The sequence below is a fragment of the Streptomyces sp. JHA26 genome (assembly GCF_002005565.1).
GTDB lineage: Bacteria > Actinomycetota > Actinomycetes > Streptomycetales > Streptomycetaceae > Streptomyces.
Genome location: NZ_BDJC01000015.1, coordinates 17,086 through 32,159, shown reverse-complemented (window position 1 = coordinate 32,159; position 15,074 = coordinate 17,086). Strand labels below are relative to the sequence as shown.

Annotated in this window: 13 protein-coding genes; 2 read left to right on the top strand and 11 right to left on the bottom strand. The window is 72.8% G+C overall.

The annotated features are described in order from the left end of the window. Positions 1-7: 7 nt before the first annotated feature. Positions 8-727 carry an ABC transporter permease gene (locus tag JHAT_RS12135; RefSeq protein WP_077798120.1) on the top strand — a complete coding sequence of 240 codons (720 nt, stop codon included), beginning with the start codon at positions 8-10 and terminating at the stop codon, positions 725-727. 207 nt (positions 728-934) lie between these two features. Here the strand turns inward: JHAT_RS12135 and JHAT_RS12130 are convergent, their stop codons facing one another. The 9 genes from JHAT_RS12130 to JHAT_RS12090 form a co-directional block, all read right to left on the bottom strand. Beyond that, positions 935-1,753 carry an HAD family hydrolase gene (locus JHAT_RS12130; RefSeq protein WP_077798119.1) on the bottom strand — a complete coding sequence of 273 codons (819 nt, stop codon included), beginning with the start codon at positions 1,751-1,753 and terminating at the stop codon, positions 935-937. After that, on the bottom strand, positions 1,750-3,027 hold the full coding sequence (gene serS, locus JHAT_RS12125; protein WP_077798118.1) for a serine--tRNA ligase: 1,278 nt from the start codon (positions 3,025-3,027) through the stop codon (positions 1,750-1,752). The genes JHAT_RS12130 and serS overlap by 4 nt, the downstream gene beginning before the upstream one ends. Before the next feature lie 562 nt (positions 3,028-3,589). After that, positions 3,590-4,522 (bottom strand): prephenate dehydratase, encoded by a 933-nt coding sequence (pheA, locus tag JHAT_RS12120; RefSeq protein WP_077798117.1) that lies wholly within the window; start codon positions 4,520-4,522, stop codon positions 3,590-3,592. Positions 4,523-4,606: 84 nt separating this feature from the next. Further along, the gene (gene efeB, locus JHAT_RS12115) at positions 4,607-5,920 is read right to left on the bottom strand and encodes an iron uptake transporter deferrochelatase/peroxidase subunit (protein WP_077798116.1); all 1,314 of its coding nucleotides are present in this window, start codon (positions 5,918-5,920) and stop codon (positions 4,607-4,609) included. An 8-nt stretch (positions 5,921-5,928) separates the two neighbouring features. Continuing rightward, complete coding sequence (locus JHAT_RS12110) at positions 5,929-7,983, bottom strand: copper resistance CopC/CopD family protein (protein ID WP_077798115.1); 2,055 nt, start codon at positions 7,981-7,983, stop codon at positions 5,929-5,931. Between the two features lie 13 nt (positions 7,984-7,996). Further along, positions 7,997-8,458, bottom strand: a complete 462-nt coding sequence (locus JHAT_RS12105; protein ID WP_171990859.1) for a copper chaperone PCu(A)C — start codon at positions 8,456-8,458, stop codon at positions 7,997-7,999. Then, positions 8,458-9,108, bottom strand: a complete 651-nt coding sequence (locus JHAT_RS12100) for an SCO family protein (RefSeq protein WP_077798113.1) — start codon at positions 9,106-9,108, stop codon at positions 8,458-8,460. The genes JHAT_RS12105 and JHAT_RS12100 overlap by 1 nt, the downstream gene beginning before the upstream one ends. Positions 9,109-9,191: 83 nt before the next feature. Further along, positions 9,192-9,938: a YcnI family protein gene (locus JHAT_RS12095; protein ID WP_077798112.1), complete on the bottom strand. Its 747-nt coding sequence runs from the start codon at positions 9,936-9,938 to the stop codon at positions 9,192-9,194. Positions 9,939-10,099: 161 nt separating this feature from the next. Beyond that, complete coding sequence (locus tag JHAT_RS12090) at positions 10,100-10,939, bottom strand: hypothetical protein (RefSeq protein WP_077798111.1); 840 nt, start codon at positions 10,937-10,939, stop codon at positions 10,100-10,102. 221 nt (positions 10,940-11,160) lie between these two features. On the opposite strand from JHAT_RS12090, the gene JHAT_RS12085 reads away from it, so the two are divergent. Then, positions 11,161-11,625, top strand: coding sequence for an ATP-binding protein (locus JHAT_RS12085; RefSeq protein WP_077798110.1), 465 nt, complete (start codon positions 11,161-11,163; stop codon positions 11,623-11,625). Between the two features lie 403 nt (positions 11,626-12,028). On the opposite strand, the gene JHAT_RS12080 is transcribed toward JHAT_RS12085, so the two are convergent. Both JHAT_RS12080 and JHAT_RS12075 read right to left on the bottom strand, forming a co-directional pair. Continuing rightward, positions 12,029-13,540 (bottom strand): aminopeptidase P family protein, encoded by a 1,512-nt coding sequence (locus JHAT_RS12080; RefSeq protein ID WP_077798208.1) that lies wholly within the window; start codon positions 13,538-13,540, stop codon positions 12,029-12,031. Positions 13,541-13,638: 98 nt separating this feature from the next. Beyond that, complete coding sequence (locus JHAT_RS12075; RefSeq protein ID WP_077798109.1) at positions 13,639-15,048, bottom strand: PP2C family protein-serine/threonine phosphatase; 1,410 nt, start codon at positions 15,046-15,048, stop codon at positions 13,639-13,641. Positions 15,049-15,074: the final 26 nt, after the last annotated feature.

The window sequence follows — 15,074 nt, the reverse complement described above, 5'->3', positions numbered from 1 at the left end:
CCGAAGAATGTACGACCCCACAGTCGCCCGGCTCACCTACCGGGCCCTGCTCGGCCGCCGCCGGGCCCTCATCCTCGGTGCGCTCCCCCTGCTGCTGCTCGTCATCGCCGTGGCGGTGCGGGCGCTCACCGGGGCCGACGACCAGACGGCGTCCGACGTGCTCGGCGGCTTCGCGCTCGCCACCATGGTGCCGATCATCGGCGTCATCGCGGGCACCGGCGCCATCGGCCCCGAGATCGACGACGGCTCGGTGGTGTATCTGCTGTCCAAGCCCATCAAGCGGCCGACGATCATCTTCACCAAGCTGATCGTCGCCATCGCCGTGACCATGGTCTTCTCCGCTGTGCCCACCCTGCTCGCCGGCCTGATCCTCAACGGCAACGGCCAGCAGGTCGCCGTCGCCTACACGATCGCCGCGCTGGTCGCCTCCATCGCCTACGCCGCGCTCTTCCTGCTGCTGGGCACGGTCTCCCGGCACGCGGTGGTCTTCGGACTCGTCTACGCCCTCGTCTGGGAGGCCCTGTTCGGCTCCCTCGTGCCCGGCGCCCGCACCCTGAGCGTCCAGCAGTGGTCGCTGGCCGTGGCCCAGAAGGTCGCCGACGGCAATCTGGTCTCCTCCGACGTGGGCCTGCCGACCGCGACGGTGCTGCTGGTCGCGGTCACCGTGCTCGCGACCTGGTACGCCGGCCAGAAGCTGCGGTCGCTGACGCTCGCGGGAGAGGAATGACCGGGTCCCGGCCCCGAGGGGACGCGGGCGGCGAGGCACCATAGGTCCGTTTTAATCGGTGGCGCCCGGCTTGCCGTACCGGCACTGTGGAGACTGCACGAGGCCGGGCGGCGCCGGCGAATCGGCGGCCGCTTCGAGCACGCGAGACGCCTCGCGTGGGCCGACCGACGGGGACGCCGGTGCCGCCCGGACCGTTTCAGACCACCGTCAGGACGACAACCGCTCCAGCACCACGGCGATCCCGTCCTCGTCGTTCGAGGACGTCACCTCGTCGGCCACGGCCTTCAGTTCCTCGTGGGCGTTGGCCATCGCCACGCCCCGGGCGGCCCAGCCGAACATCGGGATGTCGTTGGGCATGTCGCCGAAGGCGATCGTGTCCGCCGCCTTCAGACCCAGACGGCGGGCCGCCAGGGACAGCCCCGTCGCCTTCGAGAGGCCCAGCGGAAGAAGCTCGACGACACCGGCACCGGCCATGACGACCGTGACGAAACCGCCCGCGGCCTGCCGGGCGGTCTCCGCCAGTTCGTCGTCCGACAGCGTCGGGTGCTGGATGTAGATCTTGTTCAGCGGAGCGGACCACAGGTCCGACGCGTCGGTGAACGGAACCGCCGGGAGGTGACCGCCGACCTCGTAGCCCGGGCCGACCAGGACGTCGCCTTCCAGACCGTCGCGGCTCGCCGCCAGGTACAGCGGACCGGTCTCCGCCTCGATCTTGGCCAGCGCCACCCCGGCCAGCTGGCGGTCCAGCGTGACCGAGGTCAGCAGCCGGTGTTCCCCGGCGTGGTATACCTGCGCGCCCTGGCCACAGACGGCGAGGCCGTCGTACCCCAGGTCGTCCAGTATGTGCCGGGTCCACGGCACCGCACGCCCGGTGACCACGATGTGGGCCGCGCCCGCCGCGGTGGCCGCGGCGAGCGCGTCACGGGTGCGCGACGAGATCGTGTCGTCGCTGCGCAGCAGCGTGCCGTCGAGATCGGTGGCGACCAGCCGGTACGGGAAGCCGCCGGCGGAACCGGTGTCGCTCACTTCGCCACCGGTTCCAGGACCTCCCGGCCGCCCAGGTACGGGCGCAGCACCTCGGGCACGCGCACCGAGCCGTCGGCCTGCTGGTGGTTCTCCAGGATCGCCACGATCGTGCGCGGCACCGCGCACAGCGTGCCGTTGAGCGTCGCCAGCGGACGCACCTTCTTGTCCTCGCGGACGCGGATCGACAGACGGCGGGACTGGAACTCGGTGCAGTCCGAGGTCGAGGTCAGCTCGCGGTACTTGCCCTGGGTCGGGATCCACGCCTCGCAGTCGAACTTGCGCGACGCCGAGGCGCCCAGGTCGGCGGAGGCGACGTCGATGACCCGGAACGGCAGTTCCAGCGACGTCAGCCACTGCTTCTCCCACTCCAGCAGGCGCTGGTGCTCCGCCTGCGAGTCCTCGGGAAGGACGTAGGAGAACATCTCGACCTTGTCGAACTGGTGCACGCGGAAGATGCCCCGGGTGTCCTTGCCGTGCGAGCCCGCCTCGCGGCGGAAGCAGGGCGAGAAGCCGGCGTAGCGCAGCGGCAGCCGGTCGGCGTCGAGGATCTCGTCCATGTGATACGCGGCGAGCGGGACCTCGGACGTGCCGACCAGGTACAGGTCGTCCTTGTCGAGGTGGTAGACGTCCTGGGCGGCCTGCCCGAGGAAGCCGGTGCCGGCCATCGACTGCGGGCGCACCAGTGCCGGGGTCAGCATCGGCGTGAAGCCGGCCGCCGTCGCCTGGGCGATCGCCGCGTTGACGAGGGCGAGCTCCAGGAGCGCGCCGACGCCGGTCAGGAAGTAGAAGCGCGAGCCGGAGACCTTTGCGCCGCGCTCGACGTCGATGGCGCCGAGCAGCTGGCCCAGCTCCAGGTGGTCGCGGGGCTCGAAGCCCTCGGCGGCGAAGTCGCGGTGCGTGCCGTGCGTCTCCAGCGTGACGAAGTCCTCCTCGCCGCCGACGGGCACGTCGGGATGGACGAGGTTGCCGAGCCGCTGGAGCAGCTCCTGGGTCTCGGCGTCGGCGGCGTCACGCTCGGCGTCGGCGGCCTTGACGTCGGCGGCGAGCTGGCTCGCGCGCTTCAGCAGCTCCGCCTTCTCGTCACCGGTGGCCTTGCCGATGAGCTTGCCGAGGCCCTTCTGCTCGGCGCGCAGCTCGTCGAAGCGGACGCCGGACGACCTGCGCCGCTCGTCGGCAGACAGGAGGGAGTCGACGAGCGCGACGTCCTCTCCACGGGCACGCTGCGACGCGCGCACACGGTCGGGGTCCTCACGGAGCAGGCGAAGGTCAATCACGCGGTCAAGGCTACCGGTGCGCGGTGACGGCTCACGACTCACTATTGCCGACCGCGTTCCCGCACGCTCCGCCGTGGGGGAAATAGCACCCTTTGAGCCCCTGTGCCGGGCCTGTCAACATAGGGCTTCCCCTTCCCCGGAACGACGCAGGCGGCGGGCGCCAGGTTGACCGATCTCCTTGCGCGGAGCGGGACTTGGGAGGGCTGCGGGGGCTCGGCTGTCCACAGGCCGCATGGTTCGGGAAAAGTTATCCACAGCCTGTGCGAAAGATCTGTGGACTCCGGAAGTGATCCCTCCTAAACGGACAGGCAGGGGCATGCTGGGCGAAGAATTCCTGCGTCAAACCCCCTGCATGCTCACTTTCGAGTGAAAGCGGACCACTCTGGAGGATGAAGGACAGGAAGCAGGGAGGCGAAGGGTGGACTGGGCGCCTGTGGATGAAATCGATACCCGTAGGGGGATTTGTCGACCGAAAGGAACGTCGTTATCGACTTGTCCCCACGTCGAGAAGCAGACCTGTGGATAACTTCTGTGGATAACGACGATCAGTGGATGCGCCCGGTCAGAAACGACCGTCCTGGCACCGCGCCACCCAGTCCGCCGCCGCGGTGAACTCCTCGTCCGAGGTCCCCCGCCGCAGGGGCGCCACGTCCGCCGGATCGACCTCCGCACGCGGATACGACCCCAGGAACCGCACCTGGAGACAGATCCGCTTCAGACCCATCAGGGCCTCGGCCACCCGTCGGTCGGAGATGTGGCCCTCGGCGTCGACGCAGAAGCAGTAGTTGCCGATGCCGGCGCCGGTGGGCCGGGACTGGAGCAGCATCAGGTTGATGCCCCGGGTGGCGAACTCGCCCAGCAGGTCGCGCAGCCCACCGGGGTGGTCGTCGCGCTGCCAGAGCACGACGGACGTCTTGTCCGCGCCCGTGGGCGCCGCGGGCCGGGCGGGGCGGCCCACGAGCACGAACCGCGTCTGGGCGTTCTCCGCGTCGTGGATCTGGGACTCGAGGACCTCCAGGCCGTACCTCTCGGCGGCGAACTCGCCGGCGAAGGCGGCGTCGTACCGGCCCTCCTGCACGAGGCGGGCGCCGTCGGCGTTGGAGGCGGCCGATTCCCAGACCGCGTCGGGCAGGTGCGCCTTGAGCCAGTTGCGCACCTGGGGCTGGGCGGCGGGGTGGGCGGTGACCGTCTTGATGTCCGACAGTCCGGTGCCGGGGCGGACCAGCAGCGCGAAGGTGATGGACAGCAGCACTTCGCGGTAGATCATCAAGGGCTGACCGGCGACCAGCTCGTCGAGGGTGGTGGTGATGCCGCCCTCGACGGAGTTCTCGATCGGCACGAACGCGGCCTCCGCCTCGCCGACGCGCACGGCGTCGAGCGCGGACTGGACGGACACGTAGGGGACCAGTTCCCGGGTCGCCGCCTCGGGAAGGGTGCGCAGGGCGACTTCGGTGAACGTGCCTTCGGGACCGAGATACGCGTAACTGGCGGGCATGAGCCTCACCTTAGTGGCCCTGCCGGACGGCGAGCACGCTTCTCCGGCCCGCCACCCCACGGGGCGACGTGCCGGAGCGGCGGGTCATCCCTCCAGCAGCCGCTGCCCCACGTACTCGCCCTCCGCGGCCCCGCCCGGTACGGCGAACAGGCCGCTGGCCTCGTGCCGGACGAACCGCGACAGCGCGTCCCCGCGGTCCAGCTTGCGCTGCACCGGTACGAAGCCGCGCAACGGGTCGGCCTGCCAGCAGATGAAGAGGAGGCCCGCGTCGGGGGCACCGTCGGTGTCGAAGCCGTCGTGGTACGAGAACGGGCGGCGCAGCAGGGTGGCACCGCCGTTCTGGTCGGGACGGGTGATGCGGGCGTGCGCGTTGATCGGGACGACCAGTTTTCCGGACCCGTCCGTCTTCTCCAGGTCCATCTCGGTCGTCTCGGTGCCCCCGGACAGGGGTGCGCCGTCGGACTTGCGTCGCCCGATGACCTGCTCCTGGGCCTCGACGGACAGCTCCTCCCAGTCGTCGAGGAGCATCCGGATGCGGCGTACGACGACGTAGGAGCCGTTCGCCATCCACGCGGGCTCGCCCTTCTCGGGCACGAAGATCCGCTCGTCGAAGTCGGGGCCGGCCGGATCGGGGTTGCGGGTGCCGTCGACCTGGCCCATGAGGTTGCGGGTGGTCATGGGACGGTCGGTGGCGCCCGGTGAGCGGTTGAAACCGTTCATCTGCCAGCGCACGCGGGCGGCCGACCCGGCGTCCCGTTGGATCGCGCGCAGCGCGTGGAAGGCGACCAGGGCGTCGTCGGCGCCGATCTGCACCCACAGGTCACCGTTGCTGCGGGCCTTGTCGAGGTGGTCGGAGGAGAAGTCGGGCAGGGGATCGAGGGCGGCCGGGCGCTGCCGCTCCAGTCCGGTCCGGCCGAAGAAGCTGTGGCCGAAGCCGAAGGTGACGGTCAGGGAGGAGGGGCCCGCGTCCCGGGCGACGTCCGTGTCACCGGATCCGGCCGGTTCGCCCGCCATCAGCCGCCGGGCGGTGTCGGACCAGCGGCGCAGCAGGGCGGCGGCCTCCTTGCGCCCGGCGCCCGGCTTCAGGTCGAAGGCGACGAGGTGCCCGCGGGCCTGCATCGGGGTGGTGATGCCGGGCTGGTGTTTCCCGTGAAACATCACCCGCCCGCTGCCCAGGGAGGTGAGCGGTGTGGCGGCGGAGGAGGGTGCGGCGGCGTATCCCACGGCGCCGCCCGCCGCACCCAGCACGAGCCCGGTGGCACCGGCGGTGCCGAGGAGCCGGCGCCGTGAGATGCCCTCGCGCGGGGCGGCGTCGCCGGCGTCGTGCGGGCCGGGCCCGGCGGGTGCCCCGGGCGTCGTTCCGTGGGTGCGGGTCTCCGGGAGGGACTGGTCAGCCATGGTGCGGTTCAGCCGATCTGCGCGTTCTTGGAGAGGGTCACCTGGTCGATGTCGGAGGTGCGCACGGTGACGGCGACCTTCCAGTCGCCGGCCATCGGGAGCTGCACACCGCTCGCCGACCAGTGTCCGGTGGTGATGTGGTCGGGGACGACGGGCAGGGGCCCGAGGTCCTTGGCCTCCAGGGTGAAGGCGATCTTGATCTCGGGGATGTCGACGGCGCGGCCGTCCGGGTCCTCGACGAAGAGGTGCAGGTCGTTGTCGCCGGTCCGGGCGGGGGAGAGCTCGACCCGTACGACGCCCTTGCCGTTCGCGCTTCCGGTGTCGAAGGGCATGTCCAGGGTCACGGCTCCGGTCGCCGCGGTGGACGGGGAGGCGGAGGTCCGGCCCGCGGCCCGGGCCTCCTGCTCGGTGCGTCCGGGTTCGGTCTGGGTCAGCACGGTGGTGACGGCGAGCAGGACGACGGCGACGCCCGCCTCGGCGAGGACGGACCGGCGCAGCCCGAGGCGGCGGGGGTCGGCGTCCCGCAGGCGTTTCTGCCGGGCGGTGTCCATGGCGGCCCGCTGCCGGGCGAGCTGGGCGGCGCGCCGGGAGTCGCCGGAACCCTTCGACGCGTCCGTCGCCCGGGGGACGGAGGAGTCCTTCGACGCCTTCGACGCCTTCGGCGCCTTCGACGACGCCGAGCCACCGGGGCCCTTCGACGACGCCGGTGCCGCCGAGCCGCCGGAATCCTTCGACGCTTCCGGTGCCGCCGAGCTGCCGGAGTCCTCCGGTGCCGCCGAACCGCCGGTCACGGAGACCTGTTCCTTCTCCCGCCGCGGGGCGACCACGCCCGGCGTCCGGGCCAGCTGCGCGGTCCACCGCCGCGAGAAGTAGGCGGTGCCGACCATCACCGCGACGAGGGCGATCTTGACGAGGAGCAGTTGTCCGTAGCGGGTGTCGGTGAAGGCGGACCAGGAGCCGAGCTGGCGCCAGGACTGGTAGACGCCGGTCACCACGAGCGTGACCACGCTGCCGAAGGCGACGCTGGAGAAGCGGCGTACGGCGGTGGCGGGGACGGGGGTGTCGGCGGGGGCCCGGTACAGGGCGGTGACCAGGGCGGTGAGCCCGCCGAGCCAGCCGGCGACGGCCAGCAGGTGGACGACGTCGACCGGCATGGCGAGGCCGGCCTGGAGGCCGACGGAGGCGTGCTCGGACAGCGCCCAGGTCGCCGCGATCCCGGCGGCCACGACGGTTCCGCCGACCGCGAGCCCGAAGGTGAGGTCCTTCTTCTCCTCGTCCTCACGCTTGTCGTACGCGCCGAAGAGCACGGTGATGAACAGCGCCGCCGCGGCGAGCAGCAGCAGCCGGGAGACCAGTGAGGCGCCGCTCTTGGTCTGCAGGACCTGTCCGAGCAGGCTCAGGTCGAAGACGTCGCCGAGCTTCCCGGAGCCGGTGTAGGAGCCGCGCAGCAGGAGCAGCAGCAGGGTGGCGGCGGTGAGCGCGAGCCACCCGGAGACGACGAGCCGCTGCAGGGGCCGTACGCCGGAGCCGCGCGGCCAGCAGGCGAGGACGAAGGCGGCGCCGCCGGCCAGGACGACGAACCCGGCGTAGGACACGTACCGCCCGATGCCGTACAGCACACCGACGATGCCGCCGCCCGCGTCCTGGTCGTCGACGGAGACGGAGGTCCGGGAGGGGGCGCCGACGGAGAAGGTGTAGGCGCCGGAGATCGGGTGGCTGTCGGCGGAGACGACCTGGTAGGCGACCGTGTAGGTGCCGTCGGGCAGGCCGGCGTGGAGTTTCACGGCGTACGTCGTGCCGCCCGTGCCGACGGGCCGGCCGTCGTCGACGCGCCCGCCCTTGGGGTCGAGGACGCGCAGTGAGTCGTCGTCCAGGGAGACCGCCTCGGAGAAGGTGAGCGACACCTGGGCCGGGGCCTTGTCGACCACCGCCCCCTGCCGGGGGTCGCTGCCGGTCAGCGCGGCGTGCGCCGAGACCGGGCCGGCGGCGGCGAACAGCGCGCAGACCGCGGCCAGGAACAGCAGCACCAGGGTCCGCACGCGGGGGGCGGTGGTCCGGGTCAAGGTGGTCCCTCCCTCAGTGTCCGGTGTGACCGGTGGTGGGCCGGTACGTGGCCGCCTTCACCGGCATCTCGACCGTGACGGGGTCGGAGTGGGCGAAGTGGAGCTCGACGGAGACCGTCTCACCCTGTTCGGGCCTGTGCGTCAGCTTTTCGAACATCAGGTGGTTGCCGCCGCTCTCGAGCACGAGTTCGCCGTGTGCGGGCACGGGCAGGCGGTCGACCCGCTTCATCGCGCCGCCGACGGTCTCGTGGACGGTGACCTCGCCGGCCGCGCTGGTGACGGACGTGAGCTCGTCCTCGGCGTCGCCCTCGTTGGTGATGGTGAGGAAACCGGCGGCCATCGTGTCGGAGACCGGCTGCGGTATGTAGGCGGCTTCGACGGAGAGTGCGGCGGCCGCGTCGGAACCGGAGCCGCCGCAGCCTGCGAGGAGCAGGGCGCCGATCACCGTCGCGGCGGCCAGGGCGGGGCGGCGGATCACGGGTTCTCCCCCTTGATCAGCTCGGGGAGGTCCTCGGTGTAGTCGTCGACGGTGGCGTCCTTGCCGTAGAGGACGTAGCCGGCGTCGTTCTTCGGGGAGAAGGCGATGACCTGGGTGCCGTGGGTCGAGACGACGTTGCCGTCCTTGTCCTTGGTCGGCGGGTCGATGGAGATGCCGAGGGTGCGGGCGCCGGCCTGGACGGTGTCGAAGTCGCCGGTCAGACCGATGATCTGGGGGTCGATGCCCTTGAGCCACGTGCCGAGCGCGGCGGGGGTGTCCCGTTCGGGGTCGGTGGTGACGAACACGACGCGCAGCTTGTCCTGCTCGGCCCGGGGCAGTTGCTTCTTGGCCACCGCGATGTTGCTCATGGTCAGCGGGCACACGTCGGGGCAGTGGGTGTAGCCGAAGTAGATCAGGGTGGGCTTGCCGGCGGTCTGCTCGCGGAGGTCGTACGGCTTGCCCTGGGTGTCGGTGAGGACCAGGTCGGGCTTCTCGAACGGTTTGTCGAGGACCGTGGCCGCCTGCTGGGTGGTGTCCTCGGAGACCACGGTGACGGGCTTGTCGCCGTCACCGCCGCTGCCGCAGGCGGAGAGGGTGAGGGAGGCGGCGGCGAGCAATGCGGCCGCGGCGAAAGTCTTCTTGCGCATGGAGAGATGTCCCAGATGTGATGTGCCCGGTGTGCGCCGGGGCCCGCGAACGGGACCCCGGCGCACACCGGCGGGGGGTGCGGTTACGCCGAGGCGCCGGTGTCCCGGCGGCGGCCGGCGAGGACGCCGTACGCGACGCCCGCCGCGCCGACGACGATGCCGACGATGCCGAGGACGCGGGCGGTGGTGTCGCTGCTGTCGCCGGAGTCGGCGGAGCCGTCGGCGGCGGTGTTCTGTGCGGTGGATCCGGCGTCGGTGCCGGTCTTCGCGCCCGCCGCGCCGTGGTCGTCGCCCTCGGCGGCGGTCAGTTCGAGCACGGGCGCCGGGTTGTCGGGCTCCTCCTGGCCCTCCTGCGGCACCTCGATCCAGCGCACGACCTCCTTGTTGGAGTACGTCTGGATCGCCTTGAAGACCAGTTCGTCGGTGTCCTCGGGCAGCGCGCCGATGGAGACGGGGAACTTCTGGAAGTAGCCGGGCTCGACGCCCTTGCCGTCGGCGGTCCAGGTCACCTTGGTGACGACCTCGGTGATCTGCTCGCCGTGCGCCTCCAGCGGCTTGGCGGGCTTGGCCTTGGTGACCTCGGCCTTCCAACCGGGGATCGGCTGCGGCATGACGGACGCCAGCGGGTGGTCGGCGGGGAAGTTGACCTCCAGCTTGGTGGTGGAGGCGTTGTCCCGCTCGTTGGGGACCTTGAAGTCGACGACCGCGTAGCCGCCCTTGGTGGCCGTGCCCTCCGGCTGCACGCTGACGTGCGCGAAGGCGGGGACGGAGAGGGCGAGGACGGCGATGCCGGCCGCGGAGCCGGCGGCGGCGATACGGGAAACCTTCATGAACGGAGTACTCCGCTTCGTGTGACGACCCGGCGGGGAGCCGGTGTCGGGAGTGGTCGGAAGGGTGCGCGCGCACGCGCGCGTGCCGCACGACGGCGGCCCCTCCTCCGTCACTCCGGCCCGGAGGCGGAAGCGGATCGGCGGTCGGTGGTCGCGTCGTGTCAGGCGGCGAGGGCGAGGGCGCTCGGCGGACCGCGCCTGATCACCGTGTGCTGGAGAGCGGTGGTGCGCGGCCGGGCCGGCGCGAGCAGGGCGGTGCGCGGCGGACGCGGCCCCGTGCGGGGTGCGCCGACGAGCCCGCGGTGCAGGGCGCGCACCAGGGCGAGCGCGGCGCGCAGGGCGCGGACGAACGCTCCCTCGGCCATCGACTGGGCCGAGTGCGCCGACAGCGCGACGAGCCGTGCCGCGGCCAGGTCCCCGCGTCGCAGCAGCCAGCCGGCGGCGAGCGCCGCGAGGACGTGGCCGAGCAGCATCGGCAGGGACGGCAGCAGGGACGCGGAGGAGCCGGCGGCGGCCAGGGCGTCCGCCGGTTGGTGTACCGCGCCGGTGTGGGCGCCGGAACCCGGGACGAGCCGCGCGTCGGTGAGGATCCGCTGGGCCTGGACCGGGCTGATCGCCGCGGCGGTGGTCCCGCAGACCAGGCGTGCGGCCTGCTGGACCAGCGAGGCGTCGGACAGCGGGTCCGCCACGCCGGGGGGCGCCGCCGTCGTGACCGCCGCGACCCCGTGCTGACCGAGTCCGAACAGCGTGTGCAGAGCGGTCTGGCCGACCGCGAGCAGCGCCGCGATCCCGGGCAGCGAACGCTCGCGCCCGGCGAGGGGCGCGGCGACCACGACCGCCCCGAGGAATCCCGCGCCCAGTGTCCACAGGGGCACGGCGGCGCAGGACGCGAACGTGTGCCCCGCCGCGGCCAGCACGACGCAGACCGCGGCGAACACCGCGGCCCGCAGAATCCGGAGGTCGTTCCCGGAACGCGCCGAAGGCGGGTGGGGGGCAGTCATGGCGGGCTCATCATCGCACTGACGGCACCCGCGCCGTACGGCAGGTCCGCAAGATGCCGTACGACCGGATGGTCGCCCTTGGTACGAGCCGTCCCACATACACCGGTCACCGGGGCGGTCGCATCCGCCGTCCGGGCGGTTCGGCGCGGACGGAGCGCTTACGGCCGTGCACGGGGGGCAATACGTAACGGTATGTCGAGCCGCGGCCGGGAGGCTGGAGCATGAGCATCTGGTGGTCACTCCATCTGCGGCGCGAGGCTGCGAGCGTGCCGCTGGCCCGCCGCCTGCTGCTCGGCACGATGGAGACCGCGGGCGTCGACCCCGACATCTCCTTCGACCTCTCCGTCGCCCTCAGCGAGGCCTGCGCCAACGCCGTGGAGCACGGCGGGGACGACGAGCCCGGCGGCCCCTCGGACGCGTACCGCGTCACGGCCTACCTCGACGGCGAGCGGTGCCGCATCGAGGTCGCCGACACGGGCCCCGGCTTCGACGCGGGTGCCTCCGGCCGGCCGGGCGGTCCGGCCCGTCCGGTGCCCGCCGACGCCGAGCACGGGCGCGGCCTGTGTCTCATCCGGGAGCTCGCCGACCACGTCCACATCGGCGGCACACCGGGCCGGACGGGGGCCGTGGTGAGCTTCGACAAGATCCTCAAGTGGCGGAAGGACGCCCCCTTGGTGGCGGTGTGACGGACACGGCCGTGGCGCCGTCCGGCACGCGGGTGAGGAGCGCGAGCCCGCCCCGGATGGTCCGGCCGTGCGGGTCCCCGCAGCCGTACGCCGCTCAGCCGTGCCCCGCGGGATGCCGTGACCGCCCGCCGCCAGCCGCCCGCCGCCCCCTGGTCGCCGACCGCCGCCTCCTGGTCGCCGACCGCCGCCTCCTGGTCGCCGCCCGCCGCCCGCCGGGCCGTCGGTCGCCGGTGACCGGGCCCCGGCGACCGGCCCCGGCGACCGGTCCCGGCTGCGGACCCCGGCGCAGACCCCGGCTGCGGACCCCCGCCGACGGCGGACCGAAAGGCGCCCACAAGAGTCCTCCCCCCGGACATGCCGACGGCCGGGTACCCGATGCGGTACCCGGCCGTCGGCCCGAGGGTCAGCCCTTCAGCGAAGCCATCCACGCCTCGACCTCGTCCGACCGGCGCGGCAGGCCGGCGGACAGGTTCCGGTTGCCGTCCTCGGTGACGAGGATGTCGTCCTCGATGCGGACGCCGATGCCCCGGTACTCCTCGGGCACGGTCAGGTCGTCGGCCTGGAAGTACAGGCCGGGCTCGACGGTGAGGACCATGCCGGGCTCCAGGGTGCCGTCGACGTAGGACTCCACGCGCGCGGCGGCGCAGTCGTGGACGTCCAGGCCGAGCATGTGGCCGGTGCCGTGCAGCGTCCAGCGGCGCTGCAGGCCCAGCTCCAGCACCCGCTCGACCGGGCCCTCGACCAGGCCCCACTCGACGAGCCGCTCGGCCAGCACGCGCTGGGCGGCGTCGTGGAAGTCGCGGTACTTGGCGCCCGGCTTCACGGCCGCGATGCCGGCCTCCTGGGCGTCGTACACGGCGTCGTAGATCTTCTTCTGCAGCTCGCTGTAGCGGCCGTTGACCGGCAGGGTACGCGTGACGTCCGCCGTGTAGTACGTGTGCGTCTCCACGCCCGCGTCGAGCAGCAGCAGGTCGCCGGAGCGGACCGGGCCGTCGTTGCGGACCCAGTGCAGGGTGCAGGCGTGCGGGCCGGCGGCGGCGATGGTGCCGTAGCCGACGTCGTTGCCCTCCACGCGCGCGCGGAGGAAGAAGGTGCCCTCGATGTAGCGCTCGCTGGTCGCCTCGGCCTTGTCGAGGACCTTCACGACGTCCTCGAAGCCGCGGACGGTGGAGTCGACGGCCTTCTGCAGCTCGCCGATCTCGAACTCGTCCTTGACCAGGCGGGCCTCGGAGAGGAAGACGCGCAGCTCCTCGTCGCGCTCGGCGGTGACCTTGTCGGTCAGCGCCGCCTCGATGCCGGCGTCGTGGCCGCGCACGACGCGCACGGGGCCGGTGGCCTCGCGCAGCCTGTCGGCCAGCTCGCGCACGTCGGAGGCGGGGATGCCGTACAGCTTCTCCGCCTCGGTGAGGGAGTGGCGGCGGCCGACCCACAGCTCGCCCTGGCCGCTCAGCCAGAACTCGCCGTTCTCGCGGTCGGAGCGGGGCAGCAGGTAGATCGTGGCCTTGTGGCCCTCGCCCTCGGGCTCCAGCACCAGGACGCCGTCCTCGGTCTGGTTGCCGGTGAGGTAGGCGTACTCGACGGAGGCGCGGAAGGCGTACTCCGTGTCGTTCGAGCGGGTCTTCAGGTTGCCCGCGGGGATCACCAGGCGCTCACCGGGGAAGCGCGCGGACAGCGCGGCCCGGCGGGCGGCGGTCTCGGCGGCCTGGGCGATCGGCTCCAGGTCGCGCAGCTCCGTGTCGGCCCAGCCGGACTTCATGTTCTCGGCCAGCTCGTCGGACACGCCCGGGTACAGGCCGTTCTTGCGCTGCTTGATCGGCTCGTCGTCCGTCGCGTCAGCGGCGTCCTCAAGCACAGCTTCCGGGCCCGCTGCGTCAGCAGCAGGATCGTCTGCTGCCGGGGTGAGCTCCTCCGCCACGGTCATCCTCCTTGATACGGCACTGGACCACCCCCATCGTACGGTCGTACGGAAGGGGGCCCAGGGCCGAAGGACCCGTTACACCGGGCGGCGGCGCGTCACCGGTCGAAGCGGACCGCCAGCAGCACCACGTCCTCCTCGGAGTCCGCCTCGTCCGCGCCGTCCGGCAGCACCGTGCGCAGCACGTGGTCGACGACGGCGTCCGGGTCGTGGCGCTTGGCGCGCGGCACGCCGGCCGCCGCGGCGTGCAGCCGTGCGAAGGCGCGGTCGACCGGGTCGCCGGTGCGGCGCAGCAGGCCGTCGGTGTACAGCAGAACCGTCTCTCCGGGTTCGGCCCGGACCTCCACGCTCGGTGCCTCCCAGCAGGCGAGCATGCCCAGCGGCGCGGAGACGGAGGTCTCGACGAACTCGGTGCGCCGCTCGCCGATCAGCAGGGGCGGGCTGTGTCCGGCGCCGGCCAGGGTGATCCGGCGCAGCGCGGGCTCGCAGTAGCCGAACAGGGCGGTGGCCGAACGGGCGGGTTCGGTGAGCCGCAGCAGCAGTTCCAGGTCGGACAGGACCGCGACCGGGTCCTCGCCCTCCATGACGGCGTACGCCCGCAGGGACGCGCGCAGCCGTCCGGTGGCGGCCACGGCGCTGGGGCCGGAACCGGTGACGGAGCCGACGGCCAGGCCGAGCGCGGCGTCCGGCAGCGGCAGGGCGTCGCAGAAGTCGCCACCGCCGCGGGGGCCGGTACGGCGGCGGGCGGCGAGCTGCACGCCGGGCACCCGGGGCAGGCGCGAGGGGAGCAGTTCCTCCGCCATGGTCGCCATGCACGCGCGCGTGCGCTCGGTCTCCAGGAGCCGGGCCAGGTGTTCGGCGGCGTACCGGGCGTACAGCCCGACGAGGTGCCGCTGCCGCTCGCGCGGTTCGGCGGGTTCGTCGTAGAGCCAGACGGCGGCCCCGAGGCGCCCGGCGCGCTCGGTGGACAGGGGGAGGGCGTAGCTGGCGGCGTAGCCGAGGCGGGCGGCGACCTCGCGGTGGCGCGGGTCGAGGCCCTCCTCGACGAACAGGTCGGGCTCGGCGATGCCGCCCTCGGTGACGGGCAGCCCCTCCAGGATCCGTCCGTACGGCAGCGAGCTGCGCGGCACCGTCTCGATGTGGCCGAGGTCGGCGCGGCCCAGTCCGAGGCCGATGGTGCTGTCGGGGCCGAGGCCGTCCGACGGTTCCAGGACGACGAGTCCGCGCCGGGCGCCCACCAGGGCGGCACCGGCACGCAGCAGTTCCTGGAGCGCTTCGGCGAGGGAGTCCGTGCGGGCGAGGCGCTCGGTGAGTTCGTGCAGGGTCGTCAGGTCCGACACCCAGCCGGCGAGCCGGTCCTGGAGCAGGGCGCCCGGCGCACCCGAAGTGCCCGGGCCGCTCGACGGGGCGGCCGGGGAAGCACCCGCGACGGCGGACGCGACAGTGTGGGCGGGGGACGGCACAGTTGAATCGATTCCAGCCACTTTCGCAGGGTGCGGGGCGTTCATGGTGTCCGGCTTTCCGACCGGTGCTT

Excerpts from the sequence above, each read along its gene's own strand:
- efeB (WP_077798116.1), bottom strand. The coding sequence starts at position 5,920 with ATGGCTGACCAGTCCCTCCCGGAGACCCGCACCCACGGAACGACGCCC.
- JHAT_RS12135 (WP_077798120.1), top strand. The coding sequence starts at position 8 with ATGTACGACCCCACAGTCGCCCGGCTCACCTACCGGGCCCTGCTCGGC.
- JHAT_RS12100 (WP_077798113.1), bottom strand. The coding sequence starts at position 9,108 with ATGCGCAAGAAGACTTTCGCCGCGGCCGCATTGCTCGCCGCCGCCTCC.
- pheA (WP_077798117.1), bottom strand. The coding sequence starts at position 4,522 with ATGCCCGCCAGTTACGCGTATCTCGGTCCCGAAGGCACGTTCACCGAA.
- JHAT_RS12075 (WP_077798109.1), bottom strand. The coding sequence starts at position 15,048 with ATGAACGCCCCGCACCCTGCGAAAGTGGCTGGAATCGATTCAACTGTG.
- JHAT_RS12095 (WP_077798112.1), bottom strand. The coding sequence starts at position 9,938 with ATGAAGGTTTCCCGTATCGCCGCCGCCGGCTCCGCGGCCGGCATCGCC.
- JHAT_RS12090 (WP_077798111.1), bottom strand. The coding sequence starts at position 10,939 with ATGACTGCCCCCCACCCGCCTTCGGCGCGTTCCGGGAACGACCTCCGG.
- JHAT_RS12085 (WP_077798110.1), top strand. The coding sequence starts at position 11,161 with ATGAGCATCTGGTGGTCACTCCATCTGCGGCGCGAGGCTGCGAGCGTG.